The sequence below is a fragment of the Streptomyces sp. NPDC111656 genome, from assembly GCF_055656965.1.
Genome location: NZ_JBVKCA010000028.1, coordinates 1 through 22140, shown reverse-complemented (window position 1 = coordinate 22140; position 22140 = coordinate 1). Strand labels below are relative to the sequence as shown.

The window sequence follows — 22140 nt, the reverse complement described above, 5'->3', positions numbered from 1 at the left end:
AAGCACTTGAATTCCGCCTGCCCCGGCCTGTGCGGGGCAAACACCCACGCCTGTCGGCGCCTTGGGCTCAGGGAAGGGCGAGCAGGTACTCGATCGTGGCGCGCAGCTCCTCGTCCTGGAGGAAGGCCTCGTAGTTCCGTTCCGGTGCCAGGCGGCCGTCGAAGCCCCGTACCGTCCGCAGTGCGGCGCGTGTCGCGGGGGTGAGGGTGCCGATCCGGGCCAGGGCTCGCAGCGCCTCTCCGAAGAGCCCATAGTCGTCGCCGCCGTCGGCGATCGGCAGGACGAACTCCGCCAGGACGGAGATGCTCGGCTCGGGCTCGCCCGTGCCCGACCAGAGGGCGAGCGCGGCCTCGATCCGGCTCATGCCGTCGGTGTTCTCCATGATGTGCCGCACCCGGTCGGCGTACGGCGCGGCCGCGGGACCGAAGTCGGTCAGCAGGTGGACGGGCCCGTAGTAGGGACCCTCCTCGGTCAGCACCGCCTCGCCGATGAGCCGCAGCGCCGCCGTACGGTCTCCGCCCATGTGCGAGGCGGCCCATGCCGCGTTCCGCTGGTATCCCGGCCAGTTGAGCGGATTGCAGGCGCGCAGGGCGGGCTCGGCGGACGCGGCGCCCGGCCCCATCGCGGCCAGCACCTCGACGATCGGAAGCGAGCCCCTGGCGTCGTCCATCAGCGCCACGACCTCCGGCAGCGCGGGCAGCGCGTCCGGCCCCCACGCCTTCAGGACCTTCAGGAAGGCGTCGGTCAGCTGGCCGTGGCCGTCGTTGTGCGCCGCGTGATGCCGCATCACCTCCCGCAGTGCGGGCAGCAGGACGTCGGCGTGCGCCCGCAGCGGGACCAGCACGGCGTCGACGTCCGGAAGTCGCGGGTCGCTGACGCAGTAGCCCCGTCCGTAGTACTCCCGATAGGGCTCGTAGAGGCGCTCGACAAGCCCTGGTATCGCGCGCGGGTCGCCGATCCGGGTGAGCGCCCAGCGCGCGTAGTCACCGACGGTCCCCTCCAGGCAGGGGTCCTCCCCCGGGTCGTCGAGCAGCGTGGCGAGCGGGTCGGCGTACCGGGCCGACTGCCGGCCGAGCACCGCCAGAAGGTGTGCCGCCCGCAGGCGCACGGGATCGGCCCGGTGGTCCAGCAGTCGGCCCGCCACCGGCAACAGCGCGGGCGCCGCGGACGGCCTGAGCACCAGCAGCCGCCATGCCTCGTCCAGCACCGCCTCGGACAGTTCGGTGTCCCCGGTGCGGGCCGCCGCGTCGGCCAGCCGGACCACGAAGGAGGCGGCCGTTTGAGGGTCGTGGTCGAACAGCACGGCGGCCCAGGTGACGACCGCTTCACGGCTCCAGGGTTCCTCGACGTCCGACACGTACCAGATCTCCTCGAACCTGGGCCGTACGGCGAGGTCGGAGAGTGTCTCCACCAGCAGGTCGATCCGCCGGACCGGCTCCTGCGGGTCGAGCTGCGCCCAGGCGATCACGGCCGCGACCTTCATGACGGGCTCGCCGTCACGCAGGACGCCGTCGAGCACCGCCCGTACCTCCTCGACCGACCGGGCATCCGCTTGTGCCGCCTCGGCGGCCACCCATCCCAGCTGCAGCAGCACCGGCAGACGCATCGCCGGGTCCGTCTCGGCCCGCCACCGCTCCAGGAGTGGTACGACACCGTCCGCGAGGGGTATGGCCTCCCGCCGCACATCGGGGTCCGGGTCCGCGAGCAGCGCCAGGACCGCGCCGCGGTGGCGTCCCCACGCCGCGGGCCACCCCTCGTCCACCAGGTCCGGCCGGGCCTGCTCGGCCGCCCGCTTCAGGGACACCAGCAGTCCTACGAGGTCGACGCGCGCGCCCATCCCCGGGTCGGCGGCGAGCGCGACCAGGAAGGGCAGTGCGGCGGTCGCCGCGGAGGGCACCCGGCCGTTGCCCGCGGCCAGGCAGAAGGACAGCGGGTAGCAGTGTTCCTCCGTCGCGGCCCCGCCCCCGAGTGCCAGTCGCCGCAGCGCACGCGGCACCCCCTCGACCGGGTGCTGGGGCAGCGCCGACTCGAGCCGGTCCCACGGCACCGCGTCCAGTGCCTCGAGCGATATCCCCGTCACTGCCACCCCCATGACCTCGGAGAACCGGTTCTCCGGCCGTCATCATGCCGCCTGGCGGTGGAGCTCGTCGTGCCGTTTTCTCACGGACGTGTCGACCCCGGGTCCATGGGTACGCGATCACCGTCCCCGATCCCCTGGAGGGAGTCATGCAGCGAGGCAGCGACCGGCTGAGCGTCCACCGGGACGACGAGATGAAACACGAACTGCGGGGCCTGCTCAGGTCGGGTCACCCGACCCGGACCGAGGAGTGGCAGGATCCGGAGCCGACCGCCGACGACGACCCGGAGATCGCGCGCGGCCCCGTGGCACCGAACCGCGCGCCCGACTCCATCGAGACGGTGCGCCTGGACCTGGCCCGGTTCCTGAGCCGTACCGCCTTCCCCGCGGGCCCCCGCGACCTGGCCGACACCCTGCGCGACAAACACGCGCCCGACCCCCTGGTCGAGGCCGTGGAGCGGCGCCCGCACAAGGCGCGCTACGCCACGGTGCACGAGCTGGCCGAATCGGTCGTACGCGCCCGGCGCACGCGGTGAACAGCGGCCCGGCGCGGTGCACCACCGCTCGGGGGCCGGGAAAGGAAACGGAGGAATCATGCGTATCGCGTTCCTGATGGCGCCCGAGGGCGTCGAGCAGGTCGAGCTGACCGATCCCTGGCAGGCGGTACTGGACGCGGGTGGCGAGCCGGTCCTCGTGTCCACGAAGCACGGTCGGATCCAGGCCTTCCATCACCTCGACAAGGCGGACACCTTCCCTGTCGACGAGGTGGTCGCCGACGTGTCGGCCGAGTCCTTCGACGGGCTCGTGCTACCGGGCGGTGTGGCCAACCCGGACACGCTGCGCCTCGACGAACGGGCCGTGGCGTTCGTCCGCGCGTTCTTCGAGCGCGGCCGTCCGGTCGCCGCGATCTGTCACGCCCCCTGGACGCTCGTCGAGGCGGACGTGGTCTCGGGCCGGGTCCTCACTTCCTGGCCGAGCCTGCGCACCGACATCCGCAACGCGGGCGGCACCTGGGTCGACCGGCAGGTGCAGGTGTGCGAACAGGGGCCCAACACCCTGATCACCAGCCGCAAGCCGGGCGACCTCAAGGCGTTCGACGAGGCGCTCCTGGAAGCGTTCGCGCGGCAGGCCGCCTGACGGGGTGTCCCCCCCCCAGCGGAATCCGACACGACGGGTGTGGGCGGCAACGGGTGTGCGGTCCGGGCGAGTTGACCCGATGTCGTCTCTCGTGCCCTCCCTGACACCCCGACCCGTCATGTCACCCCGCCCCGTCGTTCAGCACTCCGCCGCGAGGCCCCGCTCCCGGGCCCCGTCGCGCGTGCGGCCCGAGGCGATGGGGCGGCGCGGATGGCGGCGCAGGTACTCGCCCTCCAGCTGCGCCATGCGCATGTTGTGGGTCCGCAGGGCGTCGTTCGAACCGTGCAGCAGTGTGTCGTGGCGGGTGCGGTGGATCGTCTCGAGCTCTTTCATGAGCTGCTGGTCGTCCAGCCGGTCCGGGTCGACTCCGGTCATGGTGGTACCCCGCTCGTCGTGTCCTGCGGCGCGGTCCGGGCAGCCGCCGGGCAGGCGCTGCCGTGCGCGGCGCCCGAGCGGCGTCCGGGAGGGAGCCGTGGATCTCGCCGTCCTCCCTCCACTCTACGAACTTCCGAGCCCCCGGTCCTCCGGGAAGCGCCGGACGACCGGGACCGGGACCGCGTCCTGGCGGACCCGAGTCGTAACGGGCCCGAGTCCTACCGGGCCCGCTCGACGCGTCGCTCGTCCCACACCGGCTCCGCCGTCTCCCGGATCCTGCCGTCCGAGCCGAAGACCAGATAGCGGTCGAAGGAGCGTGCGAACCAGCGGTCGTGGGTGACCGCGAGCACCGTTCCCTCGTATGCCTCAAGGCCCTCCTGGAGCGCCTCGGCCGACTCCAGGTCGAGGTTGTCGGTGGGCTCGTCCAGCAGCAGGGCCGTGGAACCCTCCAGCTCCAGCAGCAGGATCTGGAAGCGTGCCTGCTGGCCGCCGGAGAGCTTCTCGAAGCGCTGCTCGGCCTGGGCGGTCAGCTCATAGCGGCGCAGCCGGGACATGGCGGCGCCCCGGTCCTGGGAGTGCTCGCTCCACAGGATGTCGAGAAGGGCGCGGCCCTGGAGCTCCGGGTGGGCGTGCGTCTGGGCGAAGTGTCCGGCCACGACGCGCGCGCCGAGCTTCCACTCGCCCGTGTGCGCGACGGTGTCGCCGGCGAGCAGGCGCAGGAAGTGCGACTTGCCGGAGCCGTTGGAGCCGAGCACGGCGACCCGCTCGCCGTAGAAGACCTCCAGGTCGAACGGGTTCATCAGCCCGGTGAGCTCAAGTCCCTTGCAGGTGATCGCCCGTACGCCGGTACGCCCGCCGTGCAGACGCATCTTGATGTCCTGCTCGCGCGGCGGCTCCGGCGGCGGGCCGGCCTCCTCGAACTTCCGCAGCCGGGTCTGCGCCGCCGCGTACCGGGACGCCAACTCATGGCTGATGGAGGCCGCCTGCCGCAGATTCAGCACGAGCTTCTTCAGCTGGGCGTGCTTCTCGTCCCAGCGCCTGCGCAGCTCCTCGAAGCGGGCGAACCGCTCCTGGCGCGCCTCGTGGTACGTCGCGAAGCCGCCGCCGTGCACCCATGCGTCGGCGCCGGTGGGGCTGGGCTCGACGCTGACGATCTTCTCGGCGGCGCGGGACAGCAGCTCCCGGTCGTGGGAGACGAAGAGAACGGTCTTGCGGGTCTCCTTGAGCCGCTCCTCCAGCCAGCGCTTGCCCGGGACGTCGAGGTAGTTGTCCGGCTCGTCGAGGAGCAGTACCTCGTCGGTGCCGCGCAGCAGGGCCTCCAGCACCAGCCGCTTCTGCTCTCCTCCGGAGAGGGTGCGTACCTGTCGCCACTGCGCCTTCTCGTACGGGACGCCGAGCGCGGCCATCGTGCACATGTCCCAGAGCGTCTCGGACTCGTATCCGCGTACCTCGGCCCAGTCGGAGAGTGCCTGCGCGTAGCGGAGCTGGGCGGCCTCGTCGTCCACGGTCATCATGGCGTGCTCGGCCGCGTCGACGGCCTTGGCGGCCTCCTGTATGCGGGGCGGCGCCACGGAGACGAGCAGGTCCCGCACGGTCGTCTCGTCTCTCACGGACCCGACGAACTGACGCATCACGCCGAGGCCGCCGGTCACGGTGACGGTGCCCCCGTGCGGCTTCAGCTCCCCCGAGATCAGCCGCAGCAGCGTGGTCTTGCCCGCTCCGTTGGGGCCCACCAGGGCGACGACGGCCCCTTCGCCCACCCGAAACGACACATCGCCGAGCAGCGCCCTCCCGTCGGGAAGGTAGTACTCAAGATGCGCGGCTTCGAGATGTCCCATGGGGAGGCATTCTCCGGCCACCCGGCCCACGGAGCAAACGCATATCCCCCCGAGCCCCCACACCCCGCCTCTCCTCGCCCCCGCCGCCCCTACCCGTCCCATCCCCAGGGGCTCCGCCCCTTCGACCCCGAATCGCCCGAAGGGCTCGTCCTCAAACGCCGGACAGGCTGAAAGGGGCGCGGCGAACTGCGCGACCAGCCCCCGCCCACCCGGGGGTCTGGGGCGGAGCCCCCAGGTTCGGGGTGGGACGGGTAGGGGCGGCGGGGGCGAGGAAAGGGCGGTTCGGCGGGTACGGGGAGTTCATGACCGTCACCCCGGACATCGACCTCGCCACCTTCCCCCCGAACCACCGCACCCTCCGCAACCACTTCCTCACAGCCGACTCCCGCCTCTTCGAAGCCATCGCATCCCGCCACTGGCCGGGCTGCGACCCCCTCCTGCCCAAACTGAGCCGCAGCGCGAACCACGGCCTGCTGTGGTTCGCCACGGCGGCGGCACTGGCAGCGACCCGCACCCCCCACGCCCGCCGAGCCGCCGCAACCGGCCTCGCCTCCCTCACCCTCGCCTCCGCCACGATCAACACCGTGGGCAAGCGCTCGGTGCGCCGGCCCCGCCCGCCCCTCGCCCCGGTCCCCCTGGCCCGGCAGCTGAAGCGACAGCCGATCACCACCTCGTTCCCCTCGGGCCACTCCGCGTCGGCCGCCGCCTTCGCCACGGGCGTGGCACTGGAGTCGCACGGCTGGGGCGCCGCGGTGGTACCGCTCGCCACCGCCGTGGCCCTGTCCCGCGTCTACACCGGTGCGCACTTCCCGAGCGACGTCCTCGCGGGCGCGGCGCTGGGCACGGCAGCCGCGTACGCCGTACGAGGCCTTCTCACACGCCACCACCGACCGTGACCCGTCCGGACACCTCACCCCCGTCAACGTCCGAGCCCCACCACTCGAGTTGTCCACATAACAAGACGTGGGTCTCACTATGCGACATGCGGGCGTACGGTGATGCTCAACCGACGAGACGACGCGAAGGGGAAACGGTCATGTCGAAGTCGCAGGAGACCGCCGTCTACACACACGGCCACCACGAGTCCGTACTGCGCTCGCACACCTGGCGCACGGCCGCCAACTCGGCCGCCTACCTGCTCGACTCGCTGAAGCCCCACATGAAGATCCTGGACATCGGCTGCGGCCCGGGCACCATCACCGCCGACCTGGCGGAACTGGTCCCCGAAGGCCACGTCACCGCCGTCGACCGCGCCCCGGGAATCCTGGACCAGGCCCGCGCCGTGGCCGCCGAACGCGGCCTGGACAACGTCGAGTTCGGGGTCGCCGACGTGCACGCCCTGGACTTCCCGGACGACACCTTCTGCGTGGTCCACGCCCATCAGGTGCTCCAGCACGTGGGCGACCCGGTGCAGGCGCTGCGCGAGATGTACCGGGTCACCAAGCCGGGCGGTTTCATCGCCGTCCGCGACGCGGACTACTCGGCGATGGCCTGGTACCCCGAGGTGCCGGGCCTGACCGACTGGCTGGACCTGTACCTGCGCGTCGCCCGAGCCAACGGCGGCGAACCGGCGGCCGGCCGCCGTCTCACGTCGTGGGCACTGGCGGCCGGCATCAAGGACATCACGGCGACGTCGGACACCTGGACCTTCGCCACCGAGGACGAGCGGGAGTGGTGGGGCGGGCTGTGGGCCGATCGCACACAGGCCTCGGATTACGCGGAGCGCGCCACGGAGGGCGGACACGCGACCACCGCGCAACTGCGGGCCGTTTCGGAGGCGTGGCGGGAGTGGGCGCGGCAGGAGGACGGCTGGTTCTCCGTCCTGCACGGAGAGATCCTCTGCCGCAAGGAAGCGTGATCCGCCTGCGCCTCTCCTCGGCGCCGGATTCAGCGGGTGCGGCTCAGCGCACGATCGCCGTCTCCACCAGCAGCCGCGCCGCCGCCGCGATCGACTCCGCGTCGATGCCCGCGGCGTGCAGTTGCTCGGCGGGGGTCGCCGAGCCCGGCATCGTACGGACGGCGAGGCGGACCAGGCGCGGCACCGGACGGCCGTCGAGGAAGGCGTCGAGGACCGCGTCGCCGATGCCGCCCTCCTCGCGGTGGTCCTCGACGGTGACGAGGCAGCCGGTCTGTTCGGCGGCCTCGCGCAGGGTGTCGCGGTCGACGGGCTTGACGGAGTAGAGGTCGATGACCCTGACCTGGATGCCCTCGCGGTCGAGCGACTCGGCGGCGGCCAGCGCCTCGTGCAGGGTGACACCCGCGGCGACGAGCGTCAGCCGGTCCTCGTCACTGGCGCGCAGGACCTTGCTGCCGCCGACGGGGAACTCCTCGGTGGGGCTGTAGATCACCGGGGTGTCCCCGCGTGAGGTGCGCAGATAGCGGATGCCCTCACGGTCCGCCATCGTGGCGACGAGCTTGGCCGTCTGGTTGGCGTCGCACGGGTAGAGCACGGTCGTGCCGTACAGCGCCCGGAACATCGCCAGATCCTCCAGGGCCATCTGCGAGGGGCCGTCCTGGCCGATCGAGACGCCCGCGTGCGAGCCGACGAGGTTGATGCCGGAGCCGCTGATCGCCGCCATTCGGATGAAGTCGTGGGCCCGGGTGAGGAACGCCGCGAACGTGGTGGCGTACGGCACCCAGTCGCGCGCGGCCATACCGACGGCGGCCCCGACGAGTTGCTGCTCGGCGATGTAGCACTCGAAGAAGCGGTCGGGGTGTTCCTTGGCGAAGAGTTCGGTGCGGGTGGAGTCGCTCACCTCGCCGTCCAGTGCGACGACGTCACCGCGGGCGGTGCCGAGCGCGGCGAGCGCCTGTCCGTAGGCGTCGCGGGTGGCGACCTTGTCCCCGGTGTCGTAGCGGGGCAGTTCGAGGTGGCCGGAGCGGACGGCGTGCAACACCCTTGCCGGGGGCGGCTGTTGGACCTCCACGTGCAGGTTGCGCACTCCGCCGAGTTCCGCGATCGCCTCCTCGGCGTCCGGCAGCGGTTTGCCGTGCAGGCCCTCGCGGTCCTGGACGGACTCGACACCCTTGCCCTTGAGCGTGCGGGCGATGATCACGGTCGGCTGTCCCGCGGTGGACTCGGCCTCGGCGTACGCGCGGTCGATGGCGTCGACATCGTGTCCGTCGATCTCCACGGCGTGCCAGCCGAAGGCCTGGAACCGGCGCGCGTACGCGTCGAGGTCGTGGCCGTGCCGGGTCGGGCCGCGCTGGCCCAGCCGGTTGACGTCGATGATCGCGACGAGGTTGTCGAGGTGCTCGTATCCGGCGTGCTCGGCGCCCTCCCAGACGGATCCCTCGGCGAGTTCGCTGTCGCCGCACAGCACCCACACCCGGTAGCCGGTGTGGTCGAGCCGTTTGCCGGCCAGTGCGACGCCGACCGCCACGGGCAACCCCTGGCCGAGCGAGCCGGTGGCGGTCTCGACCCACGGAAGCCGCCGGGGTGTCGGATGCCCTTCGAGGCGGCTGCCGAGCCTGCGGAAGGTGAGCAGTTCGGCCTCGCTGATGGCCCCGGCCGCCCTGTACGCGGCGTACAGGAGCGGTGAGGCATGACCCTTGGAGAGGATGAAACGGTCATTGCCGTGGTGCTGGGGGCGCTCGAAGTCGTAGCGCAGATGCTTGGCCAGCAGGACCGCCATCAGGTCGGCCGCCGACATCGAGGACGTGGGGTGTCCGGATGCCGCGGCGGCGGCAGCGCGCACGCTGTCGACGCGCAACTGCTGTGCCAGTTCCTTGAGTTGACGGGTTTCCATGGCGTTCACGGTGGTGTTCATGACTCTCCTTCCGGACGGCTCACGAAGTCGCCGGGGGAACCGGCCACCCGTGCCGGTTCCGGCGAGGCGGTGTCCAGCGCCGCGGGTGACGGCCCCGGCGAGGGAGCCGGACAGGGGCATGCCCAGGGGGTTGGCGGCGGCATTGCGGCCGGGTCCACCTGTCGGGTCACGTGGTCCCGGAGGTACAGCGCCTCGGGCAGTCCACGGAAGCCGTGCGCGTACTCGGCGACACCGGGCACGGGCAGCAGCTTGTTCACGCCGCCGACGGCCAGCACGAGACGATCGTACGTCAGCGTGGTGACACGGCGTGGCTCCAGGATGTCGGCGGCGACCCGGGGCAGCCGGGCGGATACAGAAAGTAGTCGGTCGGGTCGGGCAGGGTGATGTCGGGGTCGACTCACGGTTTCGCCTCCGGCGACGTCGCTCGTACCTCGTACGGGGCTTTCCGCGTCCCCATGGTCGGGGCGCCCAAACCCGGGGGCTCCGGTGTTTCCTCCTCACCCCCGGGGTCACTCCGCCGTCCGCCGGAGACGTCCGAATCGATCTCGCCCTCCGGCGCGCCCAACTAAGCTCGTCCGCATGGAGATTCTGGGAGCCACGTTGCGGATCTGCGTCGACGACCTGGAGGCTTCGGTCCCCTTCTACGAAAGACTTGCGGGTGGGCGGGCCCTGCGGTTCGAGCGCGGCGGTGTGTCGGTGGCGGCGGTGGGCTGTTTCCTGCTCATGAGTGGACCCGAGGCCGATCTGGAGGTCCTGCGGAAGGTCTCCGCGACCATCGCCGTCAAGGACGTCGAGGACACGCATCGGGTGCTCAGTGAACTGGGCGCGCGGATTCTGGCGGGCCCGGTGGGGACGCCGGTCGGGCGCAACCTGATCGCCATGCATCCGGACGGCGCGGTGTACGAGTACGTCGACCGCGGATCCCCGACACCCTGACCGCCCCCGCCCCGAATCGCTTGACTGCGGGCCGGCGGGGGCTGATCGCACAGTTCCCCGCGCCCCTCAAGAGCGCCGGCGCGCGTCTTTCAGCCCGTCCGGCGTTTGAGGACGAGGAAGGCTAGTCGGGGGTCGGGCGCATGCGGAAGTCGTAGTGGGGCGGGAGTGGCTCGTCCGTCAGACGGGTCCACAGGGCGGTGATGGTCTCCGCCCCCTCCCGCAGGTCGGCGACCTCGAACGCCTCGTCGAAGACGGCCCGCGCCCCGTCCCGGTCCCCCTGCGCGAGGAGCAGCTCCACCTCGAGCAGACGGAACCGGCCGCGCGCCCGCGTGGCGGGCCGCAATCGGTCCCAGACCCGCCGCGCCTCCCCGGTACGTCGCACCGCGAGCAGCGCCCCCACCGCCTCCCGCCCGAGCGCGGCCGTGGCCGCGGTCCAGGCCGGACCGTCGTCACGCCGCTCCTGGCACAGGTCGTCGAAGGCCTCGGCGTACCGGTCGGCGGCCCGTTCCCGGTTGCCGGCCTCCTGGTCGGCGACGGCCAGACACCGCAGCAACGGCCAGAGCGACGGGGCGAGTTCGAGCGCCCGCTCCCAGCTGCGCACGGCTTGCGCCAGGTCCCCGGCGTGCCACTGCGCGACGCCGAGGTGGTACTCGGTGAGCGGTTTGGCGGGCGCGGTCTCCAGCATGTCCCGCCAGTGCGGAGCGACCAGGCTCTCACCGGGTGGCCCGACGCGCCGAGGCTCCGGGAAGGCGCCGGTCCGCAGGAGTTCCACCCAGGGTGCCTGCGGCTCCCCCAGCGTGGACTCCTCGAACGGCGTCCCGGGCAACTTGTGGGAGGCGCGCAGCACTTCGAGCGCACCCCAGCCGGACCCGACGGCCAGCACCTCACCGGGCTCGGTGTCGGCGTACGGCAGCCACGCCTCGTACGCCGCGTCGACGTCCCTGCGCGGCAGGACCTCCGACAGTCGGCGTTCCGTCTCCGCGCGCGCGAGCGCCCAGTCCGTCCCGTGCACCGCTCCCGCGTCCGTCGCGAGCGGCCCGTACGCCTCCAGCCAGGACACCTCGCTCTCCGCCTCCAGCCGGACATGCTCCAGCTGGGTACGGGCGAGCCCGGCCTGGATCTCGCAGTAGCCGCCGGTGCCGGGTTCGGTGAGCCATTCCTGCCAGCGCCGTCCGCCCGGACCGGAGCCCCAGACGAACAGCTTGCGCCCGCGCAGCACGTCGGTGGAGGTCTGCACGAGCCCGTCGCCGTTGTCGTCGAGCGCGGCGATCCAGCGGCGCTGCCCGTCGGGCACCTCGTAGAAGTAGTCGGCGGGGAAGACGCTGCGCGGCGGATACGTGCGGTCCGCCCCCTCGTGCTCCGGTACTGGCACCCTCCGCAGCCGCCGCTCGTACCCGAAGTGCCAGGCCTCGTCCGCGGGGGCCAGCACCCGGCGTTCCTCGGGGACGGCGATGTTGGACCACCAGTACAGGGGCGCGGGCCTCTCGTGCGGATTGCGGACACGGACGCCGACATGGAGGAAGTCGGAGCCGTCCGGGAGCCACAGGTCGACCTGGAAGGGCATGTCGCGCAGCCTCTCCCATTCCCACAGGCGGAGCATCTCGCCGCCGTCGGGGGCGGGGACCCGGGCGGCGTGCACGGGGGCGCAGGACAGGGTGGTGTGGCCGGTCGCGCCGATGTTCCACTCGATGCCACCGGAGAACCAGGCTCCGTTGAGGGCGAAGCAGGCGGGCTGCACCACCGGGTTGCGGTAGAGGAGTTCGCGCTGCGAGGGCTTGTGGAACAGCGAGACCACCCGGCCGCCGTAGCCCGGCAGCACCACCGCCCGCAGCCGGTCGTTCTCGATCACGATCGTGTCGATCCCGCGCGGCTCGCGCCGTCTGTCGTATCCGTCCCTGATGCGCTCGGGCAGGACGCTCCGCAGCGGCTCGTAGCGGATCTGCCGGGCCATGTCGCGCGGCAGGTCGGCGCTCACCCGGTCGTCGATGCGGTGTGTCTCGTCGAGCGGCCGCAGGGGTGGCAGCGGGTTGTCCGGGCCCAGCTCCGCGACCGGCAGGGTCAGTACGTCACGTCGGATCGTCGTCACGATGACCATGGAACAGCGACATCGGCCACCTGACCAGGGTGTCCGCTCGTCAGGATCCGGTCAGGATTCCGCAAAGGCGACGACGACCACATCGGTGAACAGCGCGCCCACCGTGCCGACAGCAGGGAACTAACAACAAGGAACTGGCGACAAGTCGGTAATCCCGTCGGCCGCCCCCGGTCATTCCGTGCGCTGCTGCGGTGCGGACGGCCCGGTGCCGCTCTCGGTGAGAGCCGTGCGCGCGGCCTGCAGCAGTTCGTCGGAGATCGGGTTGCCCCGGGTGGCGCGGGCGAGGACGAGGGCACCGACCATGGTGCAGAGCTGGGCCATGCCGTCGTCGTCGCCGGTGGCCAGCCGAGCGGCGCGGTTGCGTACCCCGTTGATGTAGACGTCCTGGACGCGGGCGGCCTGGCCGGGCTCGCGCCCGAGGTCGGCGGCGAATCCGGAGACGGGGCAGCCCTCCCCGGGGTGATCGCGATGCCAGACCGAGAGGTAGTCCTCGATCAGCGTCCGGCGGGCGGCCTCGTGCTCCCCTGTCTGCTCCTCGGGCGCCACCGCCGAGTGTGCCGCCTGTTCGTCGAAGGCGTGCGCGATGGCCTCGTCGACCAGGTCCTCCTTGGAGCCGAACTGCTTGTAGAAACCGCCATGGGTGAGCCCGGCGGCCTTCATCAGGTCGGCGACGCTGACCGCGGTGCCTTTCTCGCGGAACATCCGGGAGGCGGTGGCTACGACGCGCTGCCGGTTCTCCTGTGCTTGCGCCTGGGACACGCGGCCCACGGAATCACTCTCCTCAAATGGATGTCACTTGCCATCTATCCTAGCCCCTGTTTAGATTACTGACGACATCTATTTCCTGCTCCTCCGCCCCGCAACCGCAGAACCACCGACAGCACCGGAGACCCCTTTGGCATCGCCACCCGCCCCCACCGAGTCCTCGACGCCCGCGGCGTCCACGCCCACCGTGCCGCCCGGACCGTCGGCCCGCCGGTCGGTGCCGGTACGAGCCTGGCTGCAGCCGGCGATCGTCGGACTGATCGTGGTATCGGCCTTCGTCGCCTGTTACGTGGGCCTCCAACGCAACCCCGAGCCGCACGGCGTGCCGCTGGCCGTGACCGGGCAGCAGCTCGCCAGCGAGGTCCGGCAGAAGCTCGGCGACCGCGTCGACGTGCATCAGGCAGCCGACGCCGGAGCGGCGCGCCGCGCGGTGCTCCACCGTGACGCCGTCGCAGCCCTCGGCCCCAGCGGTGACGGCGGACTGCTGCTGGACGTGGCCGGAGCCAACGGCCTGTCCACCACGAACGCCGTCACCGGCCTCGCCGCCACCTATGCGAACCGGGCGGGGCAGCACCTGGAGACCGCGGACGTCGTCCCGCTGGCCAAGTTCGACAGTCGTGGGCTGTGCGGTTTCTATGTGGCCTTCGGTGTGACCCTCGCCGGATTCGTCCTCGCCCAGAGCACCCTGGGCCTCGGCAACGTGCTGGCCCTGCGCCACCGGTTCCGGCTGATCTGGGGCTTCTCGGCGGCCTGCGGCACCATCGCGGCCGTCATCGCCGGACCCGTCATGGGAGCCCTGCCGGCACCCTTCCTGCCGCTGGCGGGCACGCTCGCGCTGCTGGCGGCCGCGGCAGCGTTCACCACCAAGCTGCTCGGCACCTGGCTGGGCCCGCTCGGCGTCCCGGTGGCCACCCTGCTGCTCCTCACCGTCGGCAACTCGACCAGCGGCGCCACCATCGGCGTCGTCCTGCTGCCCCGTCTTGCCCGCATCGTCTCGGGTCTGCTCCCGCCCGGCGCCGCCATACGGGCCGTCGCCGACCTCAGCTACTTCGGCGGTGCCCACGTCTCCGTCCCGCTGATCACCCTCGCGCTGTGGGCCGTGATCGGGGCGCTGCTGGTGGGCCTGCGGTCCCGGCGGGTCGCCGCCCGCTGACGCTCCGAACACCTCAACGCATCTCCACACACCTCAACCCAGATGTTCCCTTACTCCGAAGGAGATCGACTGATGAATGCCAGCAACCTTGTTCTCATCGCCGGCGCCGGTGGCGTGGGCCGCACGGTCCTCGAGCAACTGCGCGCACAGGGCGTACCGGTGCGCGTGATGGTCCGCCGCGACGACGATCGTGCCGCCGGGCTGCGCGCACTCGGCGCGGAGGTCGTCATCGGCGATCTGACCCGACCCGAGACCGTCGCCGCCGCGCTGGAGGGTGTCGGGCGGATGTACTTCGCCATGCCCGTGTCGCCGGACCACCTGCTGGCGGCCACCGTGGTGGCCTCCGTCGCGAGGGAGTACGGGAAGCTGGACGCCCTGGTCGGGCTGTCCCAGCTGACGGTGTCGCAGATGACCGCCACCAGCACCGAGGAGTCGCACCAGCAGCGCCTGCACTGGCTGGCGGAGCAGGTACTGAACTGGTCCGGCCTGCCCGTGGTGCACATCCGGCCGACGGCGTTCCTGGACACTCCGCTGTTCACCTCGCTGGCGGCGCGGTCGATCCGGGAGAACGGCACGCTCGCGCTGCCGTTCGGCACCGGGCGCACATCGCCGGTCGCCGTGGAGGACGTCGCCCGGGTGGTCGCCACCGTGCTCCGCGACCCGGCTCCGCACGTCGGGCAGGTCCACGAGCTGACCGGACCCCGCTCGGTCGACATGACGGAGCTGGCCGGGGAGTTCTCGCGGGCGCTGGGACGACCGGTGACCTACGTGAACGTGCCCCCGGAGAGGTGGGAGGCCGAGCTCCCGAAGCTGGGGATGCCGCTGCACCTCGAACAGCACGTCGCCGTCATGGGCCGACTGCACCGTGAGAACCGCTACGACCGCACCGCCGACGGCGTCGAACGGGTGACGGGCGTACCCGCTCAGACGATCGAGGCGTTCGTGGCCGCCCGCAGGGACTTCTACCTGGGCTGAGCCTCCTCTCGGCCGTGTCCTCCCGCAAGAGGCCCTCGTCGCGGGGAGGTTCAACTCGCAGGCAGGTTCAGGCCGAAGGCAGGTTCAACTCGACGGGAGGTTCAGCTCGACGGGAGCATCTCCGAGGTGATCGCCCATCGCTCGTGGTCGCGCCACGCCCCGTCGATGTAGATGAAGTCCGGCGAGAACCCCTCGAGCCGGAATCCGCAGCGCCGGGCGAGGGCGATCGAGGCCGCGTTCCGGGGCTGGACGTTGATCTCCAGCCGGTGCAGCCCCATCGCCCCGAAGGCGTACCGGACCACGAGCCCGAGTCCCTCGGCCATCAGCCCGCGCCCCGTGGCGTGTGCGAAGGCGCCGTAGCCCAGCGCCCCGCACAGGAAGCCGCCCTCGACGATGTTGTTGATGTTGATGAAACCGGCGATGGCCCCGTTGTCCCGTTCGCAGACCAGGAACCCGGCCTTCGTGCGGTCCTCGATGAGCCGCCCCGCGTAGGCGGCGTAGGCGTCGACGCTGCGGGGCGGGAAGAGCCAGGGCTGGTGCAGCGCCTTGCTCTCCCGGGCCCGTGCGGTGAACTCGGCACCGTCCTCGTGGGTGAAGTGCCGGATGCCGACGCGGGGGCCCTCGGCAAGATAGACGGAGGCGTTATCAGGCATCCCGACACAGTACGCGACGGCGGCCATCACGCCAGGTCCTAGGCCCTGGCGTGACATTCCCGTCTGCCCCGCAGCGCCCGCCCTCCGGGCGGACGACGGGAATGTGACGACAGGACCTAGGTGAGCGCCGGCTCCTCCAGCGTCAGGGTCCCCGCGTCCGCGTCGAGTTCGGCCCGTACCCCGAAAGGAATCGTCAACGCGCCCTCGCCGTGCCCGAATCCGAACTCCTCGACGACCGGCACCCCGAGCCCGCCGAGCCGGTCGGTGAGCAGCGTCCGCACGCGCTCGTACGGCGAGCAGCGCGCCCAGGAGCCGAGCAGGATCCCGGTGACCCCGTCCAGCCAGCCGGCCCGCAGGAGTTGGGTGAGCACCCGGTCCAGGCGGTACGTCTCCTCGCCCACGTCCTCCAGGCAGAGCAGGCCGCCGCGCGCGGAGGTCCGGGCGTGCGGGGTGCCCAGGTCTGCGGCGAGCATGCTCAGGCATCCGCCGAGCAGGACACCCGAGGCGCGGCCTGGCACGAGCGGTGCCGCGTCCCCGCCGGACTCGATCACCCGTACCGTCTCCGGTTCGAAGAGCGTCGCGTGCAGGTGTTCCTGTGCCCGCGCGTTCTTGACGAAGTCGACGGCGGCGACCATCGGCCCGTGCAGCGTCGCCAGCCCCGCCCGGCCCGCGAACGCCTCGTGCAGCGCCGTGATGTCGCTGAAGCCGAGGAGCGCCTTGGGGCCGGCGGCCCGTATCGCGTCCCAGTCGAGGAGGTCGACCATGCGCTGGACGCCGTAGCCGCCGCGGGCGCAGAGCACCGCGGCCACGTCCGGGTCGCACCAGGCGGCCTGGAAGTCGGCGGCCCGGTCGGCGTCGGTGCCCGCGAGGTAGCTGAACTCGGGGTGCCGGTCCAGGACATGTGATGCCACGACGGGGTCGAGGTCCCAGCCGCGCAGGATGTCGAGGCCCGCGGCCAGCCGCTCCTCGACAACGGGCCCGCTGGGAGCGACGACGGCGACGCGGGCCCCGGGGGCGAGACGGGCGGGACGGGTCAGGGCTTTCACTGGGTGGACTCCACGATCGGTGGGACGGATCCCGTCGGCGCCGCGACAGGCTCTTCTGGGGCGGTGAGACGCAGGGTGGGGATGCCCGGCGGACGCAGGCCGAAGACCTGGGCGTACAGGGAGAGTTCGGCCTCCAGGGCCCGCACCATGGTGTCGGCCCGCCGGAACCCGTGCCCCTCTCCCTCGAAGGTGAGGTAGGCGTGCGGTACGCGTCGCCCGGACGACCGGGCCAGCCTGGCCAGGAACCGTTCGCACTGCGCGGGCGGACAGATGACGTCGTCCAGGCCCTGGAGGAGGAGGAAGGGCGCGGCGATGCGGTCGGCGCGCTCGGTGGGCGAGCGTTCCACGTAGCGGCCCGGCACCTCGGCGATCGGTCCGATCAGCGTCTCCAGGTACTGCGACTCGAAGTCGTGGGTCTCCCCCGAGCCCCATTCGCCGAGGTCGAGGACCGGATAGAGGATCGTGCCGCAGGCGTAGACGTCGGTGCTGGTCAGGGACGCCGCGGTGGTCCAGCCGCCCGCACTGCCGCCGCGGATGGCGAGCCGGCGCCGGTCGGCGGTGCCCTCCTCGGCGAGGGCGAGCGCGACGGCCGCGCAGTCCTCGACGTCGACGACGCCCCACTGCTCGCGCAGCCGGTTGCGGTACTCCCGCCCGTGCCCCGCCGATCCCCCGTAGTTGACCTCGGCGACGCCGACGCCGCGCGAGGTGAAGTAGGCGATCTCCAGGTCGAGGACGAGGGGCGCGCGGCCGGTGGGTCCGCCGTGCGCCCACACGACGTAGGGCGGCAGTTCGTCGCCGGGTGCCACGTGGTCGGGGTGGTGCGGCGGGTAGATGTGGGCGTGGACCTCGCGCCCGGCGGGGCCAGTGAAGGTGCGGATCTGCGGCTCCGGGTAGTGCGCGGGGTCCACCGGGTCGGCGTGACCTGCGCCGATCACGCGGGCGCGGCCGGCGCGGGCGTCCAGTTCGACGACCTCGTACGCGCTGCGGGGGCTGGCGGCGACGCCCACGATCCGGCTGCCGTGGACCGCGAGTGTCGGGGTGAACTCGGTCCAGGGGCCGGCCGCGTCGACGACCTCGCCGGTCTCCGGGTCGAGTATCCCGAGCGCCGTGGCGCCCCGGCCGTGCACGACGGCGACGAGCCCGTTCTCCAGCGGCGCGAACCAGCGGTATCCGATCTTCCACAGCGGCCCGCCGAACTCCTCCTCCCGGAGGCAGACCGGCGTGTCCTCCCCAAGCCGGTAGAGGTTCCACCAGCCGGTGCGGTCACTGGTGTACAGGAGGGTGCCGTCGGGGGTCCAGTCCGCCTGGGCGATCGACTCCTCCGGTCCGCCCGCGACGGGCCGCGCGCCGCGCAGGCTGCCGTGCTCTGTGACGTCGGCGAGGATGAGTTCGGTGCCGTCCCAGGGCATGCGCGGGTGGTCCCAGGCGAGCCACGCCGCCTGCGCGCCGTCGGGCGAGAGTCGGGGTCCTGTGACGAACCGGTGGCTGCCGTCGGTGAGTTCGCGCACCGCGTCGCGGTCCTGCGCCGCCGACCCGTCCAGCGGCACCGCGGCCACGACCCGTCGTACGTCGGTGGGTCCGTCCCCGATGAACTCCTCCAGCACACACCACACTTCGCCCAGCTCGGGGCGCAACTGAGGGTCCACCCAGCGCAGTCCGCCGCCCACCGGGGACACGGGGGTCAAGGGGCGGGGCCGCGCGTCCGGGGCATCGGGCTCGTACGCGTAGAGTCGCTGGTCGGCGAAGTCCACGAACACCACGAACGGCCCCTCGGGGCGCATCTCGCCGACCCAGGGCTGTCCGCCGTACTCGATGACCCGGCTGCGCACGTTCCAGGGGGCCGGCAGCACCGGCTCCTGCGTGCCGTCGACCCGTCGGCGTACCAGCGTGCGCCGTCCGCCCTCCGCGGGCCGGGGCTCGGTCCACCACGCCTCGTCGCCGACGAAGCCGACGAACTCGGGATGCCCGTCGTGCGCGGCGGCGAGCGCCGCGTCGATGGGCGAGGGCCACGATCCGTACGCCAGGTTCTGCATCCTGTCCTCTCTAGGCCGTGCGCAGGAAGCGGTCGAGGACGCGGACGCCGAAGTGCAGCGCCTCGACGGGAACGCGTTCGTCGACTCCGTGGAAGAGGGCCTGGTAGTCGAAGCCCTCGGGGAGCTTGAGCGGGGCGAAGCCGTAGCCGGTGATGCCGAGGCGCGAGAACTGCTTGGCGTCCGTACCGCCCGACATGCAGTACGGCACCACGTGCCCCTCCGGCGCGAACTCCTCGACGGCGGCACGCATCTTGGCGTACGTCGGCGAGTCCACCGGCGACTGGAGGGCCACTTCGTGGTGGTCGAACTCCCACTCCACGTCCGGTCCGGTGAGCCGGTCGAGGGTCGTGCGGAACTCCTCCTCGCCGCCCGGCAGGTAGCGGCCGTCCACGTGGGCGACGGCTTCCCCCGGAATCACGTTGACCTTGTAACCGGCGCTGAGCATCGTCGGGTTGGCACTGTTGCGGACCGTCGCCTCGACGAGCGCGGCGGCGGGCCCGAGCTTGTCGAGGAGCCCGTCGACGTCGTCCAGGTCCGCGTCGACGCCGTACAGCGTGGCGAGTTCGGTGAGAGCGGCGCGGACGGTCGGAGTGAGCCTGAGGGGCCACTCGTACGCGCCGATCCGGGCGATCGCCCCGGCCAGCCGGGTCACCGCGTTCGCCCGGTTCACCTTGGAGCCGTGGCCCGCCCGCCCGCGCGCGGTGAGCTTGAGCCAGCCGGTGCCGCGCTCCCCCGCCGCGATCGGGTACAGCTCCCGGCCCGCGCCGTCGTGGAAGGTGAACGCCCCGGACTCGCTGATGCCCTCGGTACAGCCCTCGAACAACTCCGGATGCCGGTCGGCGAGGAACCCGGAGCCGTCCTGCGCGCTCGCCTCCTCGTCGGCCGTGAACGCGATCACCAGGTCGCGCCGGGGCCTGACGCCGAGGCGCGCCCACAGGCGTACGACCGCAAGGATCATCGCGTCCATGTTCTTCATGTCTACCGCGCCGCGGCCCCACACAACCCCGTCGCGGATCTCCCCGGAGAACGGGTGCACGCTCCAGTCGTCGGCCTGCGCGGGCACCACGTCGAGGTGACCGTGGACGAGCAGCGCGTCGGCGGACGGGTCGGTGCCTTCGAGACGGGCGACGACGTTCGTACGGCCCTCGGTGCGCTCCAGCAGTGTGGGTTCGAGGCCCGCTTCGGCGAGGCGCGCGGCGGCGTACTCGGCGGCGGGGCGCTCCTGGCAGTCGCCGCCGCCCCGGTTGGTGGTGTCGAAGCGGATGAGATCGGAGGTGAACCGTACGACCTCGTCCAACGCCTGCTCGTCCACGGCCCGTTCGTGCGTGGTCCGTTCGTCCACTGCCCACTCGTTCACGGCTCTCTGCTCAGCCATACTGCTCCTCCACCGCGGCCGAGACGATCGTGGTGACCGCCTTGAAGGTGCGAATGCCCTCGTACATGGTGTCGCTGGTGTACACCACCTTGCGCTCTCCGACGCGCCGCACGCCCGGCACGACGGTGGCCGCCATCGACAGGTGTTCGGCGTCGAATTCGAGTGCCACCGTGAACGGGCCGCGCACCAGCGGTTCTTGACGCACCGCCAGGGCTGCCGCCGCCTTGGCCGCGGCCCGGATGTCGGCGGCGGTCCTGGCCGGTGTGCGGCAGACCGCCGTGTACCGCGACACATGGTCCTTGACGGCGACCTTGAGTGCCTCCGGCGCGTAGCCGAGCGCGTCCTCGCAGGTCAGGTCGTCGCCGGTGACGAGCACGACGGGCACCCCGCACTCGGCGACGACGTGGGAGTTGAGCAGTCCCTCGCTGGCCCGTGCGTCGTTCACCCACACGCCGGTGATCGAGTTGGGGAGGTAGGTGTGGGCGAGCACACCCTCCGTACCGGCGCCCGTGTGGTAGCCGACGAACGCGATCCCGTCGACGTCTCCGTGCTGGACGCCCTCCACCATGGACAGTGTCTTGTGCCGTCCGGTGATCATCTCGGCCCGGTCGTCGAGCTGCTCCAGCAACAGATTGCGCATGGACCAGTGGGCCTCGTTGATCAGCACCTCGTCGGCGCCGCCGTCGAAGAAACCGAGGACGGCGGCGTTGACGTCCGAGGTGAACATCGGCCGGCAGCGCTCCCACTGCGGGGTCCCCGGCAACACGTCGGCGGGCCAGGTCACCCCGGTGGCGCCCTCCATGTCGGCGCTGATGAGGATCTTCACGACACACCCTTCCGGCACAGGTCAGCGGCTGTCTCCATGTCGTGTCACGTTACGTGGCGCCGCTCGGCCGGGCCAGGAGGCCGTCCACGGACGTCACCACGCCGACCGGACCCGACCGCCCCGAGCGGTCCCGTCAGGGTTTCACGGCGACGGCGTCGTACTGCGGGAGGATGATCGGCGGGGTCGCGGTCGGACCGGGCCACGGCGCGGATCACCGGGAACATCGTGGCGACCTGCTCGCCGACCGCCTGGTCGGCGGGGTGGTTGTGCCGGCCGCCGATCCAGTGGTTCCGGACGCCCGGATCAGTCCTCGTAAACGGTCAGCACGACGCCGTCGAGTTCGATGCGGCGCGGAGTGCCGCCCTCGCCCCGGACGAGGGCGTCCAGGCAGCGCCGGAAGAGCTTCAGCTCCTCCTCGTCGAGGACGGCCGCGGCGAGGTCGAGGAGTTCGGTGAGTGCGCCCTCGGTCAGTATGTCGGGCAGCTCACCGGAGAGGAGGACGACGGACTCTCCCGTACTGCCCCGCACCACTGCGGTGGTGGGTCCTCCGTGCACGAACAGCACATGTCCCCCTGGGTGACACAGGGGTCGTGCGGCTCACGTGCCCCGAGCAGAATGAGAGACTAGCTGTGGATCTTGGGGGTTTCGGCCGTTCTGGATTCTTTTACCGGGAACCCCGGGAAGCGGAACCGGAGCACTCGGACGGGCGTCTTCGCCGTACGGCCCTTGACCGGGCCAAAGCCTCCAGGGTGCCTCCGACGGAGCAACCGTACGGACCGAACCGAGGTCAATGCCCCCTTGACGAGGGGCTCCGACATCCGACGCAGACCCCCGCAGCACCGCCGCCACCCGAGTCCACCCGCCACTCCGCCGCCCCTCACCCGAATGCGAGCCACCCTCGTAGACACGGACGCACCACCCGCCGCACACGGCACGCCCCGTCGACCCAGGCCGCCCGGCCACTCGCGCCCGGTGTCACGCCCCGACGAGACCTAGGACGTGTTTGAGATGTGGTCACAGCGCCTGCCGTATGAGGGTGAGCTGGACGGTCGACTCGTAGCGGACGGCGAGCTTGTCGTACCTGGT

The 22140-nt window shown here is 71.9% G+C and carries 18 protein-coding genes and 2 pseudogenes; 7 read left to right on the top strand and 13 right to left on the bottom strand.

From position 1 onward, the window contains the following. Positions 1-67 precede the first annotated feature (67 nt). The gene (locus ACZ7M3_RS45875; RefSeq protein WP_472071841.1) at positions 68-2080 is read right to left on the bottom strand and encodes a hypothetical protein; all 2013 of its coding nucleotides are present in this window, start codon (positions 2078-2080) and stop codon (positions 68-70) included. Positions 2081-2226: 146 nt separating this feature from the next. On the opposite strand from ACZ7M3_RS45875, the gene ACZ7M3_RS45870 reads away from it, so the two are divergent. Then, positions 2227-2613, top strand: coding sequence for a DUF2795 domain-containing protein (locus tag ACZ7M3_RS45870; RefSeq protein WP_472071839.1), 387 nt, complete (start codon positions 2227-2229; stop codon positions 2611-2613). Positions 2614-2671: 58 nt separating this feature from the next. After that, positions 2672-3214, top strand: coding sequence for a type 1 glutamine amidotransferase domain-containing protein (locus tag ACZ7M3_RS45865; protein WP_472071837.1), 543 nt, complete (start codon positions 2672-2674; stop codon positions 3212-3214). 138 nt (positions 3215-3352) lie between these two features. On the opposite strand, the gene ACZ7M3_RS45860 is transcribed toward ACZ7M3_RS45865, so the two are convergent. Both ACZ7M3_RS45860 and ACZ7M3_RS45855 read right to left on the bottom strand, forming a co-directional pair. Continuing rightward, positions 3353-3589, bottom strand: a complete 237-nt coding sequence (locus ACZ7M3_RS45860; protein WP_472071835.1) for a DUF6158 family protein — start codon at positions 3587-3589, stop codon at positions 3353-3355. A 218-nt stretch (positions 3590-3807) separates the two neighbouring features. Then, positions 3808-5427 carry an ABC-F family ATP-binding cassette domain-containing protein gene (locus ACZ7M3_RS45855; protein WP_472071833.1) on the bottom strand — a complete coding sequence of 540 codons (1620 nt, stop codon included), beginning with the start codon at positions 5425-5427 and terminating at the stop codon, positions 3808-3810. Positions 5428-5729: 302 nt separating this feature from the next. On the opposite strand from ACZ7M3_RS45855, the pseudogene ACZ7M3_RS45850 reads away from it, so the two are divergent. Together ACZ7M3_RS45850 and ACZ7M3_RS45845 are read left to right on the top strand one after the other, a co-directional pair. Then, positions 5730-6302: pseudogene (locus tag ACZ7M3_RS45850) on the top strand (phosphatase PAP2 family protein); the annotation flags it as partial. 161 nt (positions 6303-6463) lie between these two features. After that, positions 6464-7285 (top strand): class I SAM-dependent methyltransferase, encoded by an 822-nt coding sequence (locus tag ACZ7M3_RS45845; protein WP_472071831.1) that lies wholly within the window; start codon positions 6464-6466, stop codon positions 7283-7285. Positions 7286-7328: 43 nt separating this feature from the next. Here ACZ7M3_RS45845 and ACZ7M3_RS45840 read toward each other — a convergent pair whose 3' ends face one another. Both ACZ7M3_RS45840 and ACZ7M3_RS45835 read right to left on the bottom strand, forming a co-directional pair. After that, positions 7329-9176, bottom strand: coding sequence for a transketolase (locus ACZ7M3_RS45840; RefSeq protein WP_472071949.1), 1848 nt, complete (start codon positions 9174-9176; stop codon positions 7329-7331). Between the two features lie 164 nt (positions 9177-9340). Further along, positions 9341-9585 (bottom strand): annotated as a pseudogene (locus ACZ7M3_RS45835) (NAD(P)/FAD-dependent oxidoreductase); the annotation flags it as partial. A 191-nt stretch (positions 9586-9776) separates the two neighbouring features. On the opposite strand from ACZ7M3_RS45835, the gene ACZ7M3_RS45830 reads away from it, so the two are divergent. Continuing rightward, on the top strand, positions 9777-10133 hold the full coding sequence (locus tag ACZ7M3_RS45830; RefSeq protein WP_472071829.1) for a VOC family protein: 357 nt from the start codon (positions 9777-9779) through the stop codon (positions 10131-10133). Positions 10134-10254: 121 nt separating this feature from the next. On the opposite strand, the gene ACZ7M3_RS45825 is transcribed toward ACZ7M3_RS45830, so the two are convergent. Together ACZ7M3_RS45825 and ACZ7M3_RS45820 are read right to left on the bottom strand one after the other, a co-directional pair. Further along, entirely contained in the window at positions 10255-12228 is a 1974-nt protein-coding gene (locus ACZ7M3_RS45825; RefSeq protein WP_472071827.1) for a DUF5107 domain-containing protein, read from the bottom strand. Between the two features lie 171 nt (positions 12229-12399). Next, positions 12400-12996 carry a TetR/AcrR family transcriptional regulator gene (locus ACZ7M3_RS45820; protein ID WP_472071825.1) on the bottom strand — a complete coding sequence of 199 codons (597 nt, stop codon included), beginning with the start codon at positions 12994-12996 and terminating at the stop codon, positions 12400-12402. A 127-nt stretch (positions 12997-13123) separates the two neighbouring features. Here ACZ7M3_RS45820 and ACZ7M3_RS45815 point away from each other — a divergent pair, with 127 nt between their 5' ends. Continuing rightward, a complete protein-coding gene (locus tag ACZ7M3_RS45815) occupies positions 13124-14146 on the top strand; it encodes a hypothetical protein (RefSeq protein ID WP_472071823.1) in 1023 nt (340 codons plus the stop codon). Positions 14147-14218: 72 nt separating this feature from the next. After that, a complete protein-coding gene (locus ACZ7M3_RS45810) occupies positions 14219-15121 on the top strand; it encodes an NmrA family NAD(P)-binding protein (RefSeq protein WP_472071821.1) in 903 nt (300 codons plus the stop codon). Between the two features lie 101 nt (positions 15122-15222). Here ACZ7M3_RS45810 and ACZ7M3_RS45805 read toward each other — a convergent pair whose 3' ends face one another. From ACZ7M3_RS45805 to ACZ7M3_RS45780, 6 genes are all read right to left on the bottom strand, one after another. Next, positions 15223-15774, bottom strand: coding sequence for a GNAT family N-acetyltransferase (locus ACZ7M3_RS45805; RefSeq protein ID WP_472071819.1), 552 nt, complete (start codon positions 15772-15774; stop codon positions 15223-15225). Between the two features lie 116 nt (positions 15775-15890). Further along, positions 15891-16820: a S66 peptidase family protein gene (locus ACZ7M3_RS45800; RefSeq protein ID WP_472071817.1), complete on the bottom strand. Its 930-nt coding sequence runs from the start codon at positions 16818-16820 to the stop codon at positions 15891-15893. Continuing rightward, positions 16817-18853, bottom strand: coding sequence for a prolyl oligopeptidase family serine peptidase (locus ACZ7M3_RS45795; protein WP_472071815.1), 2037 nt, complete (start codon positions 18851-18853; stop codon positions 16817-16819). Before ACZ7M3_RS45795 ends, ACZ7M3_RS45800 begins: the two co-directional genes overlap by 4 nt. A 10-nt stretch (positions 18854-18863) precedes the next feature. Next, positions 18864-20228 (bottom strand): M20/M25/M40 family metallo-hydrolase, encoded by a 1365-nt coding sequence (locus ACZ7M3_RS45790; protein WP_472071813.1) that lies wholly within the window; start codon positions 20226-20228, stop codon positions 18864-18866. Then, the gene (locus ACZ7M3_RS45785) at positions 20221-21054 is read right to left on the bottom strand and encodes a M55 family metallopeptidase (RefSeq protein WP_472071811.1); all 834 of its coding nucleotides are present in this window, start codon (positions 21052-21054) and stop codon (positions 20221-20223) included. The genes ACZ7M3_RS45790 and ACZ7M3_RS45785 overlap by 8 nt, the downstream gene beginning before the upstream one ends. Positions 21055-21357: 303 nt before the next feature. Next, entirely contained in the window at positions 21358-21609 is a 252-nt protein-coding gene (locus tag ACZ7M3_RS45780) for a hypothetical protein (protein WP_225900559.1), read from the bottom strand. Positions 21610-22140: the final 531 nt, after the last annotated feature.